The 19384-nt window shown below is 42.6% G+C and carries 26 protein-coding genes, 1 tRNA gene and 1 pseudogene; 18 read left to right on the forward strand and 10 right to left on the reverse strand.

From position 1 onward, the window contains the following. Positions 1-628: 628 nt before the first annotated feature. The 7 genes from VPNCDNU1_RS19035 to VPNCDNU1_RS19065 all read right to left on the reverse strand — a co-directional run bounded on the left by VPNCDNU1_RS19035 (position 629) and on the right by VPNCDNU1_RS19065 (position 6016). Positions 629-719 (reverse strand) — tRNA-Ser (locus tag VPNCDNU1_RS19035). A gap of 505 nt (positions 720-1224) precedes the next feature. After that, complete coding sequence (locus tag VPNCDNU1_RS19040) at positions 1225-2439, reverse strand: tyrosine-type recombinase/integrase (protein ID WP_104401790.1); 1215 nt, start codon at positions 2437-2439, stop codon at positions 1225-1227. Further along, positions 2439-2636 carry a hypothetical protein gene (locus VPNCDNU1_RS19045; protein ID WP_022612936.1) on the reverse strand — a complete coding sequence of 66 codons (198 nt, stop codon included), beginning with the start codon at positions 2634-2636 and terminating at the stop codon, positions 2439-2441. Before VPNCDNU1_RS19045 ends, VPNCDNU1_RS19040 begins: the two co-directional genes overlap by 1 nt. A 95-nt stretch (positions 2637-2731) precedes the next feature. Next, on the reverse strand, positions 2732-3685 hold the full coding sequence (locus VPNCDNU1_RS19050) for a RecT family recombinase (protein ID WP_201797137.1): 954 nt from the start codon (positions 3683-3685) through the stop codon (positions 2732-2734). Between the two features lie 10 nt (positions 3686-3695). Beyond that, positions 3696-4769 carry a YqaJ viral recombinase family nuclease gene (locus tag VPNCDNU1_RS19055; RefSeq protein WP_201797138.1) on the reverse strand — a complete coding sequence of 358 codons (1074 nt, stop codon included), beginning with the start codon at positions 4767-4769 and terminating at the stop codon, positions 3696-3698. Next, positions 4756-5127 carry a hypothetical protein gene (locus VPNCDNU1_RS19060; RefSeq protein ID WP_104401791.1) on the reverse strand — a complete coding sequence of 124 codons (372 nt, stop codon included), beginning with the start codon at positions 5125-5127 and terminating at the stop codon, positions 4756-4758. Before VPNCDNU1_RS19060 ends, VPNCDNU1_RS19055 begins: the two co-directional genes overlap by 14 nt. A gap of 265 nt (positions 5128-5392) precedes the next feature. Beyond that, the gene (locus tag VPNCDNU1_RS19065; RefSeq protein ID WP_104401792.1) at positions 5393-6016 is read right to left on the reverse strand and encodes a LexA family protein; all 624 of its coding nucleotides are present in this window, start codon (positions 6014-6016) and stop codon (positions 5393-5395) included. 93 nt (positions 6017-6109) lie between these two features. Between VPNCDNU1_RS19065 and VPNCDNU1_RS19070 the strand changes: the two genes are divergently transcribed. The 12 genes from VPNCDNU1_RS19070 to VPNCDNU1_RS19130 all read left to right on the forward strand — a co-directional run bounded on the left by VPNCDNU1_RS19070 (position 6110) and on the right by VPNCDNU1_RS19130 (position 14449). Continuing rightward, on the forward strand, positions 6110-6313 hold the full coding sequence (locus tag VPNCDNU1_RS19070; protein WP_104401793.1) for a YdaS family helix-turn-helix protein: 204 nt from the start codon (positions 6110-6112) through the stop codon (positions 6311-6313). 71 nt (positions 6314-6384) lie between these two features. Further along, positions 6385-6993 (forward strand): toxin YdaT family protein, encoded by a 609-nt coding sequence (locus VPNCDNU1_RS19075; RefSeq protein ID WP_104401794.1) that lies wholly within the window; start codon positions 6385-6387, stop codon positions 6991-6993. Next, positions 6990-7988, forward strand: a complete 999-nt coding sequence (locus VPNCDNU1_RS19080; protein ID WP_104401795.1) for a replication protein — start codon at positions 6990-6992, stop codon at positions 7986-7988. Before VPNCDNU1_RS19075 ends, VPNCDNU1_RS19080 begins: the two co-directional genes overlap by 4 nt. Beyond that, positions 7975-8625, forward strand: a complete 651-nt coding sequence (locus tag VPNCDNU1_RS19085; protein WP_104401796.1) for a DUF6475 domain-containing protein — start codon at positions 7975-7977, stop codon at positions 8623-8625. The genes VPNCDNU1_RS19080 and VPNCDNU1_RS19085 overlap by 14 nt, the downstream gene beginning before the upstream one ends. 90 nt (positions 8626-8715) lie before the next feature. Beyond that, the gene (locus VPNCDNU1_RS19090; protein ID WP_167404837.1) at positions 8716-9048 is read left to right on the forward strand and encodes a replication protein P; all 333 of its coding nucleotides are present in this window, start codon (positions 8716-8718) and stop codon (positions 9046-9048) included. Positions 9049-9349: 301 nt separating this feature from the next. Beyond that, complete coding sequence (locus tag VPNCDNU1_RS19095; protein WP_104401866.1) at positions 9350-10003, forward strand: BRO-N domain-containing protein; 654 nt, start codon at positions 9350-9352, stop codon at positions 10001-10003. Beyond that, a complete protein-coding gene (locus VPNCDNU1_RS19100) occupies positions 9990-10328 on the forward strand; it encodes a hypothetical protein (protein WP_237324174.1) in 339 nt (112 codons plus the stop codon). Before VPNCDNU1_RS19095 ends, VPNCDNU1_RS19100 begins: the two co-directional genes overlap by 14 nt. 235 nt (positions 10329-10563) lie before the next feature. Continuing rightward, positions 10564-11454, forward strand: a complete 891-nt coding sequence (locus VPNCDNU1_RS19105) for a HEPN domain-containing protein (protein WP_104401799.1) — start codon at positions 10564-10566, stop codon at positions 11452-11454. A 201-nt stretch (positions 11455-11655) separates the two neighbouring features. Continuing rightward, positions 11656-12117 carry a hypothetical protein gene (locus VPNCDNU1_RS19115; protein ID WP_104401800.1) on the forward strand — a complete coding sequence of 154 codons (462 nt, stop codon included), beginning with the start codon at positions 11656-11658 and terminating at the stop codon, positions 12115-12117. A gap of 421 nt (positions 12118-12538) precedes the next feature. Beyond that, positions 12539-13084 (forward strand): hypothetical protein, encoded by a 546-nt coding sequence (locus VPNCDNU1_RS19120; protein WP_104401801.1) that lies wholly within the window; start codon positions 12539-12541, stop codon positions 13082-13084. 197 nt (positions 13085-13281) lie between these two features. Then, positions 13282-13971: a hypothetical protein gene (locus VPNCDNU1_RS19125; RefSeq protein WP_145959470.1), complete on the forward strand. Its 690-nt coding sequence runs from the start codon at positions 13282-13284 to the stop codon at positions 13969-13971. Positions 13972-14116: 145 nt separating this feature from the next. Continuing rightward, a complete protein-coding gene (locus tag VPNCDNU1_RS19130; RefSeq protein WP_104401803.1) occupies positions 14117-14449 on the forward strand; it encodes a hypothetical protein in 333 nt (110 codons plus the stop codon). Between the two features lie 124 nt (positions 14450-14573). On the opposite strand, the pseudogene VPNCDNU1_RS29335 reads toward VPNCDNU1_RS19130, so the two are convergent. Beyond that, positions 14574-14723: pseudogene (locus VPNCDNU1_RS29335) on the reverse strand (IS110 family transposase); the annotation flags it as partial. 79 nt (positions 14724-14802) lie between these two features. Here VPNCDNU1_RS29335 and VPNCDNU1_RS19135 point away from each other — a divergent pair. The 4 genes from VPNCDNU1_RS19135 to VPNCDNU1_RS19150 all read left to right on the forward strand — a co-directional run bounded on the left by VPNCDNU1_RS19135 (position 14803) and on the right by VPNCDNU1_RS19150 (position 17029). Then, entirely contained in the window at positions 14803-15432 is a 630-nt protein-coding gene (locus VPNCDNU1_RS19135) for a hypothetical protein (RefSeq protein WP_104401804.1), read from the forward strand. Positions 15433-15553: 121 nt separating this feature from the next. Continuing rightward, positions 15554-16303 carry a competence protein CoiA family protein gene (locus tag VPNCDNU1_RS19140; protein ID WP_224055220.1) on the forward strand — a complete coding sequence of 250 codons (750 nt, stop codon included), beginning with the start codon at positions 15554-15556 and terminating at the stop codon, positions 16301-16303. Positions 16304-16512: 209 nt separating this feature from the next. After that, positions 16513-16767 carry a type II toxin-antitoxin system Phd/YefM family antitoxin gene (locus VPNCDNU1_RS19145; protein ID WP_104401805.1) on the forward strand — a complete coding sequence of 85 codons (255 nt, stop codon included), beginning with the start codon at positions 16513-16515 and terminating at the stop codon, positions 16765-16767. Further along, entirely contained in the window at positions 16760-17029 is a 270-nt protein-coding gene (locus VPNCDNU1_RS19150) for a Txe/YoeB family addiction module toxin (RefSeq protein ID WP_005464459.1), read from the forward strand. Before VPNCDNU1_RS19145 ends, VPNCDNU1_RS19150 begins: the two co-directional genes overlap by 8 nt. Before the next feature lie 140 nt (positions 17030-17169). On the opposite strand, the gene VPNCDNU1_RS19155 is transcribed toward VPNCDNU1_RS19150, so the two are convergent. Both VPNCDNU1_RS19155 and VPNCDNU1_RS19160 read right to left on the reverse strand, forming a co-directional pair. After that, entirely contained in the window at positions 17170-17487 is a 318-nt protein-coding gene (locus VPNCDNU1_RS19155) for a CcdB family protein (protein ID WP_104401806.1), read from the reverse strand. Then, entirely contained in the window at positions 17487-17732 is a 246-nt protein-coding gene (locus tag VPNCDNU1_RS19160; RefSeq protein ID WP_104401807.1) for a type II toxin-antitoxin system CcdA family antitoxin, read from the reverse strand. Before VPNCDNU1_RS19160 ends, VPNCDNU1_RS19155 begins: the two co-directional genes overlap by 1 nt. Before the next feature lie 190 nt (positions 17733-17922). Between VPNCDNU1_RS19160 and VPNCDNU1_RS19165 the strand changes: the two genes are divergently transcribed. Together VPNCDNU1_RS19165 and VPNCDNU1_RS19170 are read left to right on the forward strand one after the other, a co-directional pair. After that, a complete protein-coding gene (locus VPNCDNU1_RS19165) occupies positions 17923-18576 on the forward strand; it encodes a hypothetical protein (protein WP_104401808.1) in 654 nt (217 codons plus the stop codon). 221 nt (positions 18577-18797) lie between these two features. Continuing rightward, positions 18798-19163 carry a hypothetical protein gene (locus VPNCDNU1_RS19170; protein WP_104401809.1) on the forward strand — a complete coding sequence of 122 codons (366 nt, stop codon included), beginning with the start codon at positions 18798-18800 and terminating at the stop codon, positions 19161-19163. Positions 19164-19384: the final 221 nt, after the last annotated feature.

Raw genomic sequence — 19384 nt, forward strand, 5'->3', positions numbered from 1 at the left:
GCTTGATTGATAAGCAGTAGGTACTTTTTCACCTTAATATAAAAATCGAGCAGGAAATATCGGATAAAAAACGGAGTTTTTTATTTTTGGAACTGCGAACACGTCCAGTACTTCAGGCGCTATCTATCTTAAAAATCGAGGATTTTTTAAAATTGATTGAGTTCGAATACGAACAGGCCAGACGTGTAGTAAGTTAATGATGAATTTGCCATTAGTCGCGCTTAAAAAATTGAAAAGAAAGGAAAACTGATAGGTTTTCATTGAGTATTTCATCAATTAATTCATAAGGAGAGATGAGTTGTAAGTTAAACGCTAAAGAGAAGACCTAACTGAAAATTGCCCAATATTCATAGGATTGTACGGTGCATTGTGCTGCCTTTCGTTAATATTTTATAAAAAATACAGTTATCGTAATAAAACGCGGTCAATCGCCAGAAATTCGATACAAACAATTCTAATTATTACAGATTTGATGAGCGAGCATAAACAGACTCAATGTCACAAAAAGTATGCTTGGGGTAGGGGAGGCAGTTTGGAACAAGGCGCAAGTTTTTCCTAAGTAGCCGTCGCTAATGACTAGAGAAAAACGAAAAAAGCCGCTGAAAAAAATCAGCGGCTTTTTAGAATGTGGCGGAGAGATAGGGATTTGAACCCTAGATACGCTATTAACGTATGCCGGTTTTCAAGACCGGTGCTTTCAACCACTCAGCCATCTCTCCGTTGTTGAGGCGCATAATATATAGGGTTAGAAACCTTGTAAACCCCTAAGTGGTTTGTTTGATTGAAAAAACGTCAAAACCATCAAAAAAGAAGTTTGGCTGGTTGTGCGGTGATCAGTTTGTGGGTTTTATCGCCAGTGGTAAGTAAGCCACTGTATGCCACTCGCCTAAACCCGAGAAGCGGCTTTGAGAGTGAATTCAACTGAATATCGGAAAAGAGAGCCCGTTGCGCGGGTAAAAGCCGTGACAACGTATTTGCTTTGGCCCAAACGCAAAAAACCGCTGTAAAAACAGCGGTTTTTTTAACATGGTCGGACTGACTGGATTTGAACCAGCGACCCCTGACACCCCATGTTCATGCGCTTTTTTGGTTTTTTCCTTTCTTTTACAGATGGTTATCATATGTTTTTTTGCTTTTTTTGCATGAAAATTAGGCGGAAATGGAAAAATCATAATTGAGGAAAAACAAAGAGTTAGTAAATTGAAAACCACTGTATATTACCACCTAAATTTCGACCTCTTTTGCCGGGATTTCGTGCCATTCAATGTTGTTTGAATCGGTGTAAATTTTTGTGGTTTCAGGTCGGGAATGTGCCATTCTTTGTTGTGGGTTTTCGCCCATTTCTTGTAGCTTTTGGGCGGCTAGTCTGCGGATTTCGTGAAAGGTTGGTCTGAGGGATTTGGGAAGGTCTGAGTATAAATTGAGCTCGTCACGTACTTTTGAAAATGTTCTGCTGATGATTTTACTGGTGCACTGGAATTGGTGATCGCATTCTTTAGCGATGCCATTGGTCAGTTTATTTTTGCGGTGGACGACATAAGGGCAGATGAGTTTGTCTTTTCGAGAGCGATCAACGGTATCCTTTATGGCTTGAGTGACCGGAATAGCCACATAACTCGCTTTGCTGTTTTTGACTTTTTGTCGGTGGATATACAGAGTGCCGTATACCGTGACGCCATTTTGATGTGTGGGCATTTCAAACCACAATATCCCGCATTTGCCTGGTGCCGGCTTTTTTATGCTGTACTTGATCCGGTGCAGTTCTTTTACGGCATGAGTGGATTGAAGCGCAATTTCCATTGCTGTCCTGAGAAACAGCGGGGCTTTTTGATGGATTGCCTTAAAGTCGTCTATGGTCAAATCAAGCCTTTCTTTTGACTTATCTTCAGGGTTTAACCGACGAGGTTTCTTTTGCTCAGCGACATTGGTGTTTACTGCCGATTCATCCGCGAGGTAGGCAAAAACTTTTTTTAAAAAAGACACTTTTCGGTTGTAGACGTTTTTTGACTTGCTACCAAAGTAGTGATTCAGCCAATCATTGAGATCCGTCAGTTTTATCTGTTTCGATAGCTTATGACCAAGCCGCTCAATAAGGCGATCACAATCATTCAGAAACACTGAGTAGGTGTCGGGGCTCATGTTTTCTTCGTCTGAAACCCGATTTTTCACAACCACAATCCATTCTGATAGAGGCTTATTGAATTTGTCTGTGGGTTTAATGAATTTTTGACTCTCTAAACTGAATGACTCCATTGCTCGATGTTTGGCGTTATAGGCGATAGCAGCCTGTATCGCCTGATATTCTGTTGTCCCAACAGGAAACATTTTCTTTGTTCCATCAACGCAAGTGAATCGATAGCGAACTTTTCCAGCGCGTTTCTCTACATAGAGAAAATCTGGGAAATCTTTTCTGTTTGAGTGTCTTCGTTTTGCCGCCACTATTCCGTCTCCAGAAAGTTCAGTAGCTCCTGCGTGACTGAGTAGTTATCGGCTTCAACAAGTACTAGCCAGCGTCCCGTAGGGGTTTGCTCTCCTCTAAGCTTTCCTTTTTTTATCCAGTTTGTCACCGTTTTCGGGCACATACCCGATCCAGGGTAGAACTCTTCAATATAATCTTTAGGTTTCAGCTTTCTCATATTGCTATCCTCTTACCATCCTGTAGTCATTCAAAAACGCCACGTTAGGTTGCATACGCTCATCAAGAGCAGACAAAGCGGTGAGGCGTCACTCCTCAATTCAAATCTTGATCTGAGGACTCAAGCGCCCTGAGTTTAATCAACTGCTCTTTGTAGGCTTTTCTTGCCTTAGTTTGCTCGGTATTTTTTAGATGTTTTGCATCGGCCACCAATTCGGTCAATTCCCTCTCGCTTTGGGCGTGCTCAATCTTGAGCAAAATACCATCTAACGTAATCGTCTCCTCTTCCTCGGCTGAAACCCTAGGTGCATCTGCCGTCAGTTTGCTTCGAAGCCATTCGGTTCGAGAAGTGTGTTTCGTCGGCGTCGGATTGATACTTTTTTCTTCAACAGGCTCAAGCTCATCGGGGGTATATACCCCCATAATGACATCCGGAGTGTGTAATCTTGCCCACCGTTTTACGGCTAAATAGGCCAGCTGTTGTTTGGGATCGGACGCCCAGAGCGTCGAGTTTCTGACTTGCGCCTGCGTTAATAGCAGCTCTAATACTCGTGGTTCGTCTTCGCCTTTCAGGGTAGCCCAAGCGCGAACGCCTAGACCCTGCTCATCTTCGGGTTTCCAGTTGGGTGCCTGATAGGATTTGCCGTTTCCGTTTTGCTTGGTGGCGAACTTTCCAATGACCTTGTGCCAGTCACCAAACCACTCATAGTTAATTCGGTCTTTGGTTGGAGCCATGGCGGTGATCACCGCATTCACAAGCTGAGCTTCGTAGCCAAGCGTCCCGTTCACTAAATGCGTCTTCTGTGCGACGGCGTGTGGATTCATACGCCATTGCATGGACTGAATCGTGATGGCGAGACAGTCTCCAGGACTGCCTCTGAGATGGTCTGGAATGGTCGATTTACCCGTCGCCATCAACTCTGCAAAGCGTTCAAGCCTCCCCATAAGGTCGGGGTTAAACATCATCGTAGCAACATCAAACGATAGTGAGGTGTTGTCCGGTGCCGCGCTTAGCAGTGATAACTCTTGGTCAGACAATTGTACGCTCATGATAGTCTCCTTAGGCTCGAAAGACTCGGCTATGTGATTCGGTAGTAAACTGTTTGGCGATAGCCGGCTCTGCCTCTTTCAGTGCTGTCGTATCGATACGCTTGCTGCTTTGCGATTTCCAGGAGCAGAGCTTTTTACCATTTTCATCAAGTAACACTTCGGCGTTATCGCCCATGAAGTGCTTAATCGCGAAATCCAGTCCGCCAATGTGTCTGCTTCCGACCACAGGACCATAGGCTTCGGTTTCCAGTGCTTTGATTTGGTCTTTGATGGTTTTCAAGCGTTTGAAGGCTTCTAAGATTTCGTCGGTTGCAACTATGCTTTGTCCGTTGTCTTTTGCATGCATGGTATCCAAATCGTGGAGGTTGACGGGAGGCGGCGGTATATCCGTAATCACATGCTCAAACCAAAACGTCTTAAGTTTTTGACTGACGATGTCGACTAGGTATTTATCATGCACCATGGTGTAAATTCGAAAATCATTGCCACCAATCAATACTGCCAAATCCCAGACTTTTTTGTCACACACCATCATGTAGTGAAGCATTTGCAGCATGTAAGATTCAGGGACTTCGTCGCATTCGTCCACACACTCAAACACACCGTTTTTCTCCATATAGTCATTGCCTCGCCCCCATAGGTCGCGGTTTGCCCACTTGTCGGCGGTTTTGCATTCCAGCCCTTTCCTTGCTCCCACAATATGGCGGTCAATGTTGGCCCGAAGCCAAGGCATGGTCTTGTGAATGTATGGGCTATTGCGTTTTTGTACTTTCAAACCGGTGCGTCTCGTGTATTCACGAGCCACTGTTTCTTCCAGTTCAATGCCAAAGTGCACGCGGTCATTATCAGATAAGTCTTCTGGCTCTTCTCGCCCGGTCTTTTCCAACCAAACATCGTGAGGAGTCCGGTAGGGACAAATACCAAGAATAGCCGCTACGTCGGAGCCTCCGATACCAAGACGTCTCTGAAAATGAAAACTCTCAATATCAGTCTGTTTCATACCATTACGACGAGCCAGAATAATTAAGGATTTCACATACTCTTTGTGTATGGACGCAAGAGATACAGCATTAGCGGTAGTCATAAAAACCTCCGTATTTACGTGATTGGTATATGGGTTCAGCAAGTTCGCTCGCCAGAGTTTCTGCCGCAGATTCAATCATGAAGTGGTATCGTTGCCTTTGAGCGAGAAAACCTTCGGGGTTATCTCTGTTCGCAGCCAGTGCAATGCAGGTATCACAGAATTCTTCGGTCTCGAACGCTGTCGACAAGACATCATCGAATCCCCATTTTTGACCGCCCAGATGAACACTTTTACCACTCAGTAGCTCGCAGGTGAGTTCTTCTTTGATGATGTCCAATGCGGCATGAACCTCATCGAGCCTATCTTGCTCAGCGAGGTAACGGTGTAAGTCCAGGGTCATGATGCAAGGTGTTTTCATGGGGACTCCCTATCTTTAGTTGTTAACTAAAATACATAATAAACATTTATCTATTTTATGGTCAACACATAAAGGTGTATTTTTATTTATTAAGGAGTATAGCGAGACAAACTGGCAATAGAGTTTGGCTGAAATCCACATGATATTAGGTGTTTAGGAAAGGCTAAGAGAAGTGCAGCAGTTAAAGGTGGAAGCCAGGAGCAACTCCCACCTACTTGGGATTGTAATCTATGACTAGAGGTTAAATGTTAACTATTTGATTTAATTAGATCATCTGACCAGAAAATACAACAGTACCAATGATTTTGTCATCATGGTCAATGGCAATAATCTTTTCTTGCCAGTTGGTATTGATTGCCCTTAAATATTTTTGCTTTCCCTCAATCAATAGCTGCCTAAACGTAACATCTTCGTCTGCATTTAACTTCACTACGACGTAAGAACCGTGTTGCCACTGTGTTTGACTGTCGACAAAAATAAGATCTCCATCCTTAAACTTAGGCTCCATACTTACGCCTTGAATTTTTAGTACAAAGCCTTCGTTACTAGCTGGGGCTGGACATGGATAAAATTCAAGTTCCGAAGAGTCGAGGTCTCGAATGTTGGTCCATGATGCTGCTTGCTGCCAAGTTATAAGGGGATAAAGTCCAACTATTTCAGGTCCAGGATCAACATGCGCCAAAACTTGAGGGCTACCATTTCCGTATTGTAACCAGTCAGGTTGACAGCCTAAAACTCTAGAAAGCTCAAGGATATTTCTAGGCTTTTTTGTCGTTCCGTCTTCCAATTTGTGGATTGCATTTTGGGAAACACCGATTTTCTTGGCTAGTTGCTCTTGCGTCATCCCAAGAGATTTTCGGCGTTCTTTGATTCGATTACTTATGCTCATACAACCATTCTTACAACTTTTTGTGTTGTTGACAAACCAATTTATGTGTTTTTAAATACACATAAATCTATATCAACTTCGAGAGGAAAGAACATGTCTGCGATAGAAAGATCTGCCGAATTAGTGGGTGGTCAAACTGCTTTAGCGATCGTGCTTGGTGTTAAGCAGTCACATGTATGGAATTGGATAAATCGTCGTCAGCAAGCTCCGGCAAAATATATAAGATCCATTTCCTTAGCTACATCTGGGGCAATCAGTGTAGATGACCTCCTTAAGGATCACGAAAAGCATCCATAAAGTAATCGGTATTCTAAAGACATTTGTAAAAGCAATTGACTACATAATACATTTTGAAAGGTAGGTCTCCAATGATTAGCAACAAACATCGCTTGAGGATACTGAACAAACACATATCACTGTGGCTTGAAAGAAATGGAATCTCTCAGTTACTTATTGCTCAAAATATTGTGGAGCAGTTTTCACTATTGGGTTTGAATAAGTCACTGCAGATAGAAGAGATTTCCTTCATGGATGCGGAGGATGTCTTTACGAATGCAGACACTAACCGGCAAAAGATTTTTCGCTGGCTAGGAGTTGCAGACAATGGCACTAAACGCTCGCCCGCCCGCCTATTTTTTGTTGAACAAGCCATTGTTGCCGCCATGCCCCTTGACCTTCGTATTTCTTACCTAAACGAAGTCTACGACATTCCTGGTTTATACATTGGTGTCAGTCCCATCAAAATGAATGACGAGCTTTGTTGTTCGACAATTGCAGCTTCTCTTACGAAGGAAAACATGGAAGCTCAAATTTCAATGATCGAGCTTGAAGGAAGCCCTGAGTCAATCCCGTTAATTCGGAAAACACATAAGGAACTCAGAGAGTCTGTAGCAACATCGCTTGCTGCTATCAACTTACTTGAAGAGCGCCATCCTGAACTCCACTCAAATCAGCAGAATACCGAGGGGGCATCATGAACCATGCGATAGACAGAGACAACGTACTGAGCTTTCCGGATAGTAACGAGAAAGCCTCATTAGAGAAAGGGTATTACCGGATTGCTAATCAGATAGGCATGGCATTGTGTCGGGTACGTTTGAGTGACCGAGAGAGCCGTGTCGTGCATGCAGTCTTAATGAAAACGTATGGCTTCAATAAAGACATGGACTGGATATGCAATGAGCAGCTTTGTGAGATGACAGGAATCAGCTCTAAAAATATCAGTCGTGTCAAAAAATCACTTGTTGACCGAGCAATCCTTGTCGTTAATGGTCAAAAAATAGGGTTAAACCCTATGTTGTCAGAGTGGGTATTGTCGAAGCAAAAAAGACCGAAAATGGACTCTAGACAGGCTAAAAACAGCCCTCCTGAAACAAACCCAAAACGGTCTAAAAATAGATCGAATTCAGTCGAGCAGCAGACCAAAATCGATCTAAAAACAGACCGGAACCCACCCCCAGAAAAGGCATTTAACCCCGTCAATTCTGACGGCGCGCCCCGTCAGTTTCAACGGCACGCCCCGTCAGAGTCCGACGTTTCAGCCGTCAGTTCTAACGGCCACAAAAGACAAGACACTATTACAAAAGACAAGGTTACAAAAGACAGCGCGCGAGAGCGCCCCAAAAAAAACACCACCCAAGCTCCTTCCGATTTCACCGTGACAACCGAGCTGTTCAACTGGGCAAATCAAAACCAAATCCAAACCGATTTGATTCTGGAGACTGAGAAATTTCTGGACTACCACCGAGCTAAGGGGTCGAAGTTCAAAGACTGGACTGCGGCATGGCGAAACTGGATGCGAAACAGTAAACGCTTTGCCAGACCTCAGTTCAACGCAACACAGAGCGCCAACAATGCTCCGATGTTCAGCCAAGATGTTCAGGAATGGATTGATGCCGATGATGCTTCGCCCCTCAGCGAAGCACGCATGAGTGCGTTGACGCAAGGAGTCTTTGGGCATGAACCTTTCTGAAAAAACACTGTTTGCCCAGTTGCTCTACCTGACGGCAAGCTTGTACATGCGAAAAGATTTATCGCGTGAAATGTTGGGTGTTTACTGGAAAGCACTTGAACACTATGACTTGGAGGAGGTTCGGACGGCACTCAATCAACACGTTCGCAATCCAGATACAGGGCAGTTTTTTCCAAAGCCAGCGGATGTGATACGCCTTCTGGAGGGCACGACGGATACTCGCGGAGAACGGGCGTGGAGCAAGGTGCACGACGCTATTGGCTCAGTTGGAGTATATTCGTCTGTGGTGTTTGACGACGCGGTTATCCATGCGGTCATCAACGAAATGGGGGGATGGGTCACCCTGTGTCACACCGACAGCGACGAGTTGCCCTATCGGCACAACGAGTTTGTGAAACGGTATCAGTCCTACGCCACACAGTCTCCAGCCACTTATCCGAGAGTGCTGGTTGGGCTTAGTGAGGCGGGCAATTTGCAGAGTGGACAGCCAGTTGACCCCCCAATGGTGGTTGGGGATGGGGAGAAAGTCCGTCAGGTCTACCGATGCGGTAGCGCAGACAATCCCAATAAGCCCAGAATGCTTGATACAGCCCAATTACTGGCACTGGATTGTGAAGGGCTTGGTCGTGAAGACTAAGAAATGATTGTATTACTCAAAGTCTTATTTAGATTTTTATAGTGATAATACCAGTTGGATGGAAGCTCCTAGCGGGTAATGGAGGCAGAGATGAAAAACACTACTCAACTGAACCGAGTATACCCCGAAAATCAGGCTAAGATAATCAACGCTCTGTTTGTTGAGCTGCAATCGATTTTTCCATCCTGGCGACACGCGTTGCCGGATGATGAAATCCTTGCAAGAACCAAGAAAACTTGGGCTAAGGCGTTTATTGAAAATCAGATTGTGACACAAACTTTGCTGCAACAGGGACTCCGTAAAGCCCGGAAGCACAAAAGCCCATTCTTTCCTAGCGTCGGAGAATTCATTGGTTGGTGCCTGGAGAGTCCGGAGCAACACGATTTCCGGCATCAAGGCGGAGAGGCTGACCACGATGAGTAGCCAAAAAACCGTTGACAAGCTGGTACGGGTGAGCAAAACTGGTTTCATTGCGGCAAAATCCGCAATCGGGATTGGAACCCCGTTTCTCAAAAGGCGCAATGACGCCAGCTTTTTGATGCTGGTTTTTTATTGCGTAAATTCAGCGCACCTGCTGTTTATTCGTTCGAATTATGGTGGGCTGGATGAGGGCGCTTCGGCGCACCGTTTCCTTTTGAGCGGTAGTTCCAACCTTGTCCAGCTCGCCGCCAATCGAGATTGGAACCTCCTTGGTGGTGATACGTATCATCAAAAGGAGGCAACCATGCCTAATTCTGTCCGTGTATTCGATTACGCTACCCACTCCGTTCGTATCCAAATCGTTAACAATGAACCTTGGTTTTGTCTAAGGGATGTCTGTTCAATACTAAGCATCCAAAATCAAAGCCCTGAACGCTTTCAAATGGATGAAAAGGGGGTTACAAAAAATGTAACCCTTACGTCCCAGGGTAAGCAGCAACTGATTTTTATCAACGAACCCAACCTCTATCGCGTTATCTTCCGAAGTAACAAACCGGAAGCAAAGGTATTCCAAAACTGGGTCTTTGAGGAAGTCCTGCCCGCCATCCGCAAAACGGGCGCGTACATTCCCAACCGCAGTATCGAAACCATTACCCCAGAGCAGTACCAAAGTCTGCGCTATATCGTGTGGGGCATTGGCAATCGGTTCCAAAAACGCAACGCCGCCGAGTTTGCGGCATGGCGAGTACTCAGGCAATACGCGGGCGTGAACCGCGCCCAGCTCATCCCCACCGACCAACTCAACGACTGCATCGCCTTCCTTCAGCACCTTCAAGCCTCACTCGAACCTTTCAAACAAGCGGTAAGCCAAGCCGAAACCCGACTGTTTCAGCGTAACTTTGTTTTGTCGGATCAGGATATTCGGCGCATTGAGCAGGAGGCGAATGATGGCGAGTAAACTCGAGGCTGAGTTTGCCCTACAGGTGAGAGCGCTGAAACTGCCAGCGCCTCACCGAGAGTTTCAATTTCATCCCACCCGCAAATGGCGCTTTGATTTCGCCTGGCCAGAGCATGACCTCGCCGTGGAAGTCGAGGGCGGTGGATGGAGCCAGGGGCGACATACGCGCGGGAAGGGCTTCTCTGACGACCTGAAGAAGTACTCCGAGGCAATGAGGCTAGGGTGGCTTGTCTATCGCTGTGATGGCGCTCTGATTCGGTCAGGAGAGGCGATTCAGGTGGTGATGAAGCTGCTTGGGGAGGTGGAAGAGCGAGGGATAAATTAAGATCAAATCTAGTTTGTCATCAACTGAAGAGAGCTGTACTTTCACACGGTTGATTTAAACTTGAACAATGCCCGTTTTCACGCCAGATAGTCGACTTCATGAAGTGCCTAAGTTTATATTGTGCAATGAGTTGCATTTTATTATGATCAAGTGGTCAGAATGTTATTGGACACCCTTTGGATGAATTATTCAGACATTCTGTCCGATAATAATTGTTAGAACTCTAGGAGTAACCATGAGTAAGATATATTCAATTCCTGAAGAATTGCACAAGATTTCAGTTGAAGACTTGAAATTAAAAAGTACTGTATTTCAAAAAGAAATTATAAGGCAGTGGTTTTTTGAAAACTATCAAGACCCTGTTCACGATTGTCCTTATAACAGTCGAGAGGGAGGATATATCTACATTCATGGTGGTCCTTATGAAGCTGGTGATGAACTGTTCTCAGAATTTGGTGATGAATTAGATGAAAAAATAATACAGGAGGTTGCTGATGAGCTTGATGAAGACGGTATTGAGTGGTCAGGAATACCAAGGCAAGAAGACTTCGACGATTACTTTTACGATACATTAGGTACTGCTTCAGAACCATTCAAAGAGTTTGAAAATGCAGTCAATCAACTTCGAGATATGCTAGATATTGAAACTTCCTCTGCTCATCAGCAAACACTGTTAAAAATGGTATATGTAAACGTCATAACATCTTTGGAAGCTTTTCTATCAGACTTATTTATTACCAAACTTGAGTCTGATGACTTCTACTTACGTCGATTTGTTGAGTCTAACCCTGAATTTAAAAAAGATAAGCTACCGCTTTCAGACATTTTTAAACAATATGAATCATTGAACGGCACCGTTAAAGAATACTTGGTAGAGTTGCTTTGGCATAACTTGCCCAAACTCAGACCGATGTTCAAAGCTACATTTGAAATAGAGTTTCCATCATCAATAGAGTTACTTATAAAAGCTACGCACAAAAGACATGACTTAGTTCACCGAGCGGGCAAAACTAAAGATGGCGAATTGATAAATATAACAGTCAGTGAGGTATCTACGTTGATCAATGAAGTTCTAGATTTTGCTAAACATATCAATGATCAGCTAGGTGTTCAGCCCGAGTTCTAACAAAAGCTTCAAGCTGGCCGCCAACGCGTGGCATTTTTACTATGCGTTGAGTTTTGTGTCTACGATGACCTGCAGAGACGGCACTGGTGCGCTTTTGGCAGCTTAATTGGAAGTTGTGTAAATCCGAAGTTGACTTGCCGCACGGAACTGACAGGTAGGTGATGGTACACTCGCCTAATATGCAACTCATTTGGTTTAATTATGCGCTATATCTATACTTTAATTTTATCAATACTATCTTTTTCCGCTCTGTCTAGTTCAGAGGTGGATGCTTGGTATACATCAAAAGGCGGAGATTATCTCGTAAAAGAATCTATACATGGCGTGGCTTATGGCTTGATTGGAGTATCTAAAGCGGGTGATATGGCGGTTTATTTCCAGTTTTGGGAAGAGGAATGTTTTTCACTTTTAGGTGATGGAGTGAAAGCTCATGACCCAATCAAGGTTAACAATCAATTAGTTCGGATGCTCCAGAGTTGTAATGGTAATTGGAGAACAATTTTTGCTGCCAGTGATAAGGGTCGTAAATATATAATAAATCAGTTTAAAAAGAAGAAATTCGTCGAGCTTAAGGGATACGATGATAGCTATAGACTGTTATTTTCTGCAAAAAATTTTACAAAGCTCTTTAACTTAAAAGTATCTTCATCCGCTGCTATATAAGATTTACATAACGCATATGAGTCTTCCGCCTGTCAAAGGGCAATAACATTCTCTTGGCTGCGATAGCAGCCAATCCTTCTCGAACAACAAACTCATCTACTTCGTTTTGTCATTTTGTTACGAATGTGCGCCTTTACACGCTTTTAACCATATGCGCGCAGGTGAGTATTTGTTAAAGTAGCCAGCAGTTTAGGGCGAGTGACGGATTTGTGGAGAATGATTTTTGTCAGGGTCGACGACGTGGATGCTAAAGTGGTTTTTCGCTAAGTTGATGCCGCATCAGTACGGCAAACTCTAGGAAGAGAATTCATGTCGTTCGTTATGTTACTGCTTCGAAATATATATTATGCAATTGGTTGAATTTTTCTAGTTAGTCCTCATATAGAGATAGTGACAGTAACTATAAAATCGGAGCAAGAAAGTGGTATTAGGAAAGATTAAAGAGCTTGAAGACGCAAAAGCCGAACTAGAAAAGCTTGAGGCAGAGTACAGCGCTGCATTTGTTCAGGACAAAAAACGAATTTTGATGGAATTAAAAGATCAATTCTCGGCTTTCATTGAATCAGAAGGCTTTTCATTAGTCTCTAGTGGTAGCTCATTAATAGGCAAGTACGGTTCGACAGAGTTAAAACTTGACTTTCCATCACCAGATGATGGTTTTTTTGGAGCACTAAGTGTCCTAGATTTCAGTTTCAATAAAAAAACAAATTGGAAGTTAGCTGTGCTGAAGGGAACAATTCAAAATGCTGGTTTCAACGTGTCAGCACAAGTATTGTCGAATGACGAGCTTGAACGAACGAAGAACCGAATTGAAGAGCTAAATAAAACGTTACCGTATAATCCAATGGAATATTCCATTATGTACTATCAACAGGACAACTCATTAGGTGGATGTGGCGGTAAGGACGGTCCATTGGTCTCAACGTTAAAAGAAGCTTTGACTGACATCGTGACCCAACTAGCATAGCAAACGCTTCAAACCGACAAACAACACGCGGCATTTTTGGTTTGCAGTGAGTTTTGTGTTTACGGTGATTTGCATCGGCAGCTTGATTTGAGCATTAGGGCTTAGGAGGATATTTGGCGTTTATAACTAGAATTGGATACCGACACTTAGAATCAATAAGGTCTCATGTTAGTTTTTCATTGACTAGTATGTATGCGATGAGAAAGCACTTTGACTTTGCTGAGTGGGTTCGTGAGCAGTTTCCCGACGCGGAATTCATTCTAGATCAGGATTACTTTTCTAAGTCTAAGTTCGATGGAGGCAGAGAGCCCAAAATAAACTTTCTATTACATGCTGCTATAGATGTGTATGAATCCTATTCAAAAGATATCGATATTACCCAAATGGCTCACGAATCTATGGTCTGCTCAAGTTTTTCTGACCATTATGATGAAGACTGCCATGGCTCAGAGCTAGGTGGATATTGGACACATGACCAGTTTATAATTCGGTCTGGAATAGTCGCATCACTTGGGGCTCTTGAAGAGCTTGAACGTGGTGTATTGCGAATACTCTACGCTGCAAAGGACGGTGTCTTATATAATTATCCAACGCCTAGATTGCAGGATTTTAAATACGGAAGTGAGACTTGGGAAACTGTAAAAAGACAAGCAAACTCTGTGGATAGACGTCGAAAGCTGTTCAAAAGTTTTGGTGTAAAATCTTCAGTTAATGAGCACTGGTATTCAAAACTCTCGGAATATAGGTCACTTAGACATATCTTTGCCCATGGTGTAGGTGCACCTGAAGTGAGGTTTCAAGACTTTATTTATTGTCAGCACTATGCCTATAAAAATATGCGGCATATAGCTAGTGAAGTAAATAAGGCTATGGGTATCAACTTGTAAATTCAGCCCTAACAAATTGCTCAAGAGTGACAGCTAACCTTTGGCATTTTTGGTTTAGTTGGGTTTTGTGATCACGGTGGTGTGTTTGAGTATAGTGTATTGGCAACCACTTAAGAGGGAGTTATATGCATTCGGAAGTACATAGATGGATTTAATGTTTGGTATTCTTTTTACGCTATTTGGAATGGGGGCATTCTTATTCTTCGCAGTGTACTGGAAACCTATTCTTATCTTTTTTGTGATAATGCTGACTGTATGGGAGCCTAGAATAGGAATACCGATCGCTTTTGTAGGCTCTTTTTTAGTTATTTTATGGTTAGAGCGTAAAGACTTTAGCGCTAAGTTATTGCTATCAGCATTAAAATTTTCTTTTTACATAACTGTTGGCGCTATAGTTATAGGTTTTATCGTCGACGCGATGTTTAGTGGTGGTTCAGGTTACTCTGGCTGCTCTCGAGGAAATCCAGCCGGATGTTAAAATTGCTTATAACACATATGAGCCTTCCGCCTGTCAATAGGCAATAATAGCTACTGGCTGCGATAGCAGCCAATCCATCTCGAACAACAAAGTAATCTACTTCGTTTTGTCATTTCGTTCACGAATGTGCGCCTTTACACGCTTTTAACTATATGCGCTCAGATGAATATTTGTTAAAGTAGTCGCGTTTAGGGTGAGTGACGGATTTGTGGAGAATAGCTTTCCCGTTGGAATCGATGACGTGGATGCTAAAGTGATTTTTTGCTAAGTCGATACCGCCTCAGTGTGGCAGATTCTAGGAAAGGGGAATTCATGTCATTTGTTATGTATTCCCTAGTAATAGAGATAATCTTATGGAATTAGGTAAATTTAATATCGAATTGGATAAACGTTGGGAGCTTAGAGACCTTTCTGTCGTAACACGTGAATATGTTCAGCTATACAGTTTTATGTATGTTGCACAACGAGTGGCGAATGAACAGTATGTGGATTTAGATTTCTCCACTTACCCATGGGGTGGGGGTTATAGCGTAGTTAATTTTTTCCAGCGCTCTTATGGTCTAACTAAAGAAGCGCATCGCCTCCAAGTTTCTCGCTTACAATACGCATCTCCCGGCTTTATTGAACTTACAGGTGTGATTGATGTTGCTTCCCAAGTTGCAGCATTGGTTACAACTATCTGTGGCTCTGCCTTGGCTATAAATAAGACTTATGATGCTATCGTTAGTAGTTATCATCGGAGAAAACTAGGCAGCTTAAAAATACAGGATGCTGAATCTAGGTTAACTAGAAGTGACATTGAGTTCATTCGTGACGCTAGTAAAGAGTTAGCCACTAACTTTGAACTCACGAGTGAACAAATAAACGCAATTCGAAAAATGACTAATAATAATGAACTAGTTCAACTAAAAATGCTTCTTGCTATGTATAGACGAGCTAAGCCGATAGTCGATCAACAATTATCAGGTAAAGCCAGGCTTTAGAATACATAACATACGATTCAATCAGATTATGCGTTGCGTTTTTGGTTTTAAGGTGGCTTTCAGAAACGGCGTTTGTACGTTTTTGGCTACTTAATTGGTTGTTATGTAACAGGAGGATAGAATGAAGTTTTCGTTAGTTGACGGAGTTAGGCAGGAACCGTCTCCGAAGGTAAAAGGTTTATGTCAGTTTTGTGGCAAGCCTACGCTGTCTAAGTGTGGCACTAAAGTACGTTGGCATTGGGCTCATACACGCAAAGATTCATGTGACCCTTGGTGGGATAATGAAAGTCAGTGGCACAGAGACTGGAAAAACCATTGGGCAAATGACTATCAAGAGATTGTCGACTTTGATGAGGTCGGTGAAAAACATATAGCAGACGTTAAATTACCTAATGGTATGGTATTAGAGTTCCAAAACTCATCGATGTCGCATAAGGAATTACAGTCTCGTGAGCAATTCTACGGAGATATGATTTGGGTTGTAAATGGTAGGAACCTAGCTAAAAATATGAAGTTAAGGGCTGCATTACCAGACCCGAACCATGCATCTATGGTGGACATTGGCGTTCAAAATACTAATCATAAAACACACTTTATCTACTTCCATATTTCTGAATACCAACCAGACGAACTAATCGAAATACATTCATCTGATAAAATAGAGAGCTTAATTAAAGATACTCATGTTGGTCATTTTTTCTATGAGTGGAAACGACCAAAACAAGTGTGGTTAAATGCAACGAAGCCAGTGTATCTTGACTTTGGCAAGGGCATTCTATGGCAGCTAAAACGCTTCAACGAATTCAGTTCTTTCTGTATTCAAGCGCATCGCAAAGAAGAGTTCTTAAGACGCTATGGAGCAGTTGCATAACAATCTGTTTAAGAGTGATTCGCAACGCGTGGCATGCTTACTATGCATTAGTTTTTGTGTTTACGGCACAGTGATACGGCTTGGTTTATGCGTTGTCTGCGGTTTAAGCTGGCGTTAGTTGTCTTATCAATATCGCATGTTCAATTTACTGTACAAGTGGAGTGGTGAAAACTATACTTGTTCCATTAACTGGACATGTTGAGGTTCTTATGAAAATCGTATCTTTTACTGAAGCTAGAAATGGTCTCAAAGCTGTTTTAGACGGTGTAGTTAATGATGCTGATACAACAGTTATTACACGCCGTGATTCTGAGGATGCAGTGGTTATGTCTTTAGACTACTACAATAGCCTTATGGAGACAGTTCATTTACTACGCTCTCCTCAAAACGCTGAACACCTAAACCGTTCGGTAGCACAGTACCGTGCTGGTAAAACGACAGTACGAGAGTTAATTGATGAGTAGTAGTCAACGTTTATTGTCGTGGACTGATGATGCTTGGGATGACTACCTGTATTGGCAAACTCAAGACAAGAAAACACTCAAGCGTATCAATAAACTCATCAATGATGTTAAGCGCTCTCCATTTGAGGGCATCGGTAAACCAGAGCCGTTAAAAGAGAACTTATCTGGTTTTTGGTCTCGTCGTATTGATGATACTAATAGGCTTGTTTACGCAGTCGATGATCAAGCGATAACGATAATTTCATGTCGTTACCACTATTAAATCAGGTTCTGTGATCTGGCATCTAACAAACTGCTCAAGAGGGATTTGCAACGCATGGTATTTTCACTATGCGTTGGTTTAAGTGATTTAGGTGGTATGCGGAAGCCGTTGTAGTGCGTTGTCTGCGGTTTAAGCTGGCGTTATATGCCAGTGATCAAAAAGTCTATTGCAGCAATTATTTCGTTTCTAAACGTACTTATTTCGTTGACTGGGGTTGCAAGAATCCCTACTGGTACACTCGCCATTTGGTGGGTAAGAATCACGAAGTCCCCTTCATCGATATGAATGATAGGACATAAATGACTTGGTACTTTTTTTTCTAGTAGTTCGATAGGAGTTAAAGGTATGACTAAGCGAGTATTAAGTGAATTTACCAACTCGCTTTGGACATCAACAAAATATGGATAAGCGGTAGCGGTGCTCTTGTCGTTGTTTTTATAAAGCGTAAATTGTGGCATTAGAATACTCGGTATGAATCGGAAAATAGTCCGTGTTTTGTTGTCAAATCGTTACAAGCTTCAATCGCTTCAGTGTTTTCCTCTAACCATTCGGCTTTTAATTGTTGTTTGACTTCCTTTTCTAATGCCTTCTCCATAGTTGCGGATAGATTGATGTTTAGGCGCTTAGCTTCGGCTAGTAACTCACTGTTTAAGCTGAGGTTTGTTGCTTTTTTTGGTGCATTCGTGCTATATGTGTTTCTCATAAAATAGTCCTATGCGTATTAATAATGCGCATATAGTATAGGCAAAAGTTAAACATATAACAAAAGCTTCAAACCGACAGTCAACACGTGGCATTTTAGCTACGGTGAATTTGGTGTTTGAAGCGTAATCAGCGGTTTGTTTTGTGTGTTGTCTGTGGTTTAAGTTGTCGTTAGGGCAAAGAGGGATAAAATGAGTCATCAGGAACAAAATTTTGAAAAGCCTGAAGATGAGGTTGGAGCTATTTCAACGGGTTTTGAAATCCCGAAGTGGATCAAAATTGCCGCCTCAGTTGTTAGCATTTCTCTAATTATTGTTTGTGTGATGTGTTTTTGGGAATATTTGAAAGCACCACAAGAATTTGCATCACCTAAAGATTTGGGTCTGAGTGGGATCTTTATGTTCTCAATCTCGGCATTGTTTGTTGTATGGGTACCTTGGGCGAAGATAGGTGTGCGAATTTCAAAAATTGGTGGCGTTGAGTTTACTGACATAGTTCAGGGGCAAGCTTCTGAGCATGCCGAAGAATTGAGTTATCTAGAAGACCGTATCGAATATTTGGAAGCTAAAGTCAAAGAGAACGATGAACTAGCCGTTTTAATGGATCCTCCGAGGGAGATTGTTTTAAAAGAGCTTCTTTTAAAGTTTTTACAACAATATTCAGAATGGGCTTTTTCGCCTGCACGAATTCGGGTTTGGGGTTCAAAGCAACAAGGATTTTCTTCACTAGCTAGTTATGAGCACCCCTTGATTCGGAGTTCTCTCCAAAAATTAGTTTCAGAGGGTAAATTGGAAACAAGGGTAAGCAAAAAGGGACATACACTGTATCGCATACCATTGCCCTAACAAAAAATTCAAGCATACCAAAAACGTGTGCCAGTATTAGTTTGCATTGGGTTATGTGATTATACTGGTTTGCAGAAGCAGCATTTGTGTGTAAATCAGGTAAGAAATTGCCTGTATGTGAAATGCTGCATAAGTCTTAAAGACCAACCTAGATATATACTTTCCTAGTGTTACGATTTAGCCTCAATGAGCACGTATCTATTGCTATAACAGGAGGCAGCTTGAATATCAGAGTTATCGTACTTATTGCCATATTGACGGGTGGTTCAGCATTTATGAATGCTTATAGCACCGTCGGTGATACAGTGGAACAAGCCATTGCTTTTGTTACTCCTCTTCTTGCCTACATAGCCATTATTGCTTTGGTTGGAATTCATCAAAAAGTGAAGATATTCAGTGATAAATTCATTTCGTACTTCTCTGTCTTCTTTATTCTTTTTACAATCCTTGAGAATGTCTATCCGATGTATCTGTATCGCGATCAGACGTTGCCCGATGGTTACCTACTGCTTTTCTTTTTACAATTACTCTTAAACATTTACATCGTGAAGGTGATTCGCAGTGAACAAAACTCTCTGTCAGCTTAGTCCGGCTACGCCTTTATTGTCAGTTTTACTGAAAATGAAAGGGTACAGCTTTGAGTCAGCAGAAATTCAAGGGGTCGTTTCTATTCTTAGTGAATTGCCGGCATGGGGAGCAAGGAGAATACACTTTCGGAAAACCTATCTGAAAGACATACATACACTAAAAAAGCTCCCAAGAAATCCTAGACACATCCCTTCAGGACTATGGCACTGAGACGAAGGAA

This window comes from Vibrio penaeicida (assembly GCF_002933855.1).
Taxonomy (GTDB): domain Bacteria; phylum Pseudomonadota; class Gammaproteobacteria; order Enterobacterales; family Vibrionaceae; genus Vibrio; species Vibrio penaeicida_A.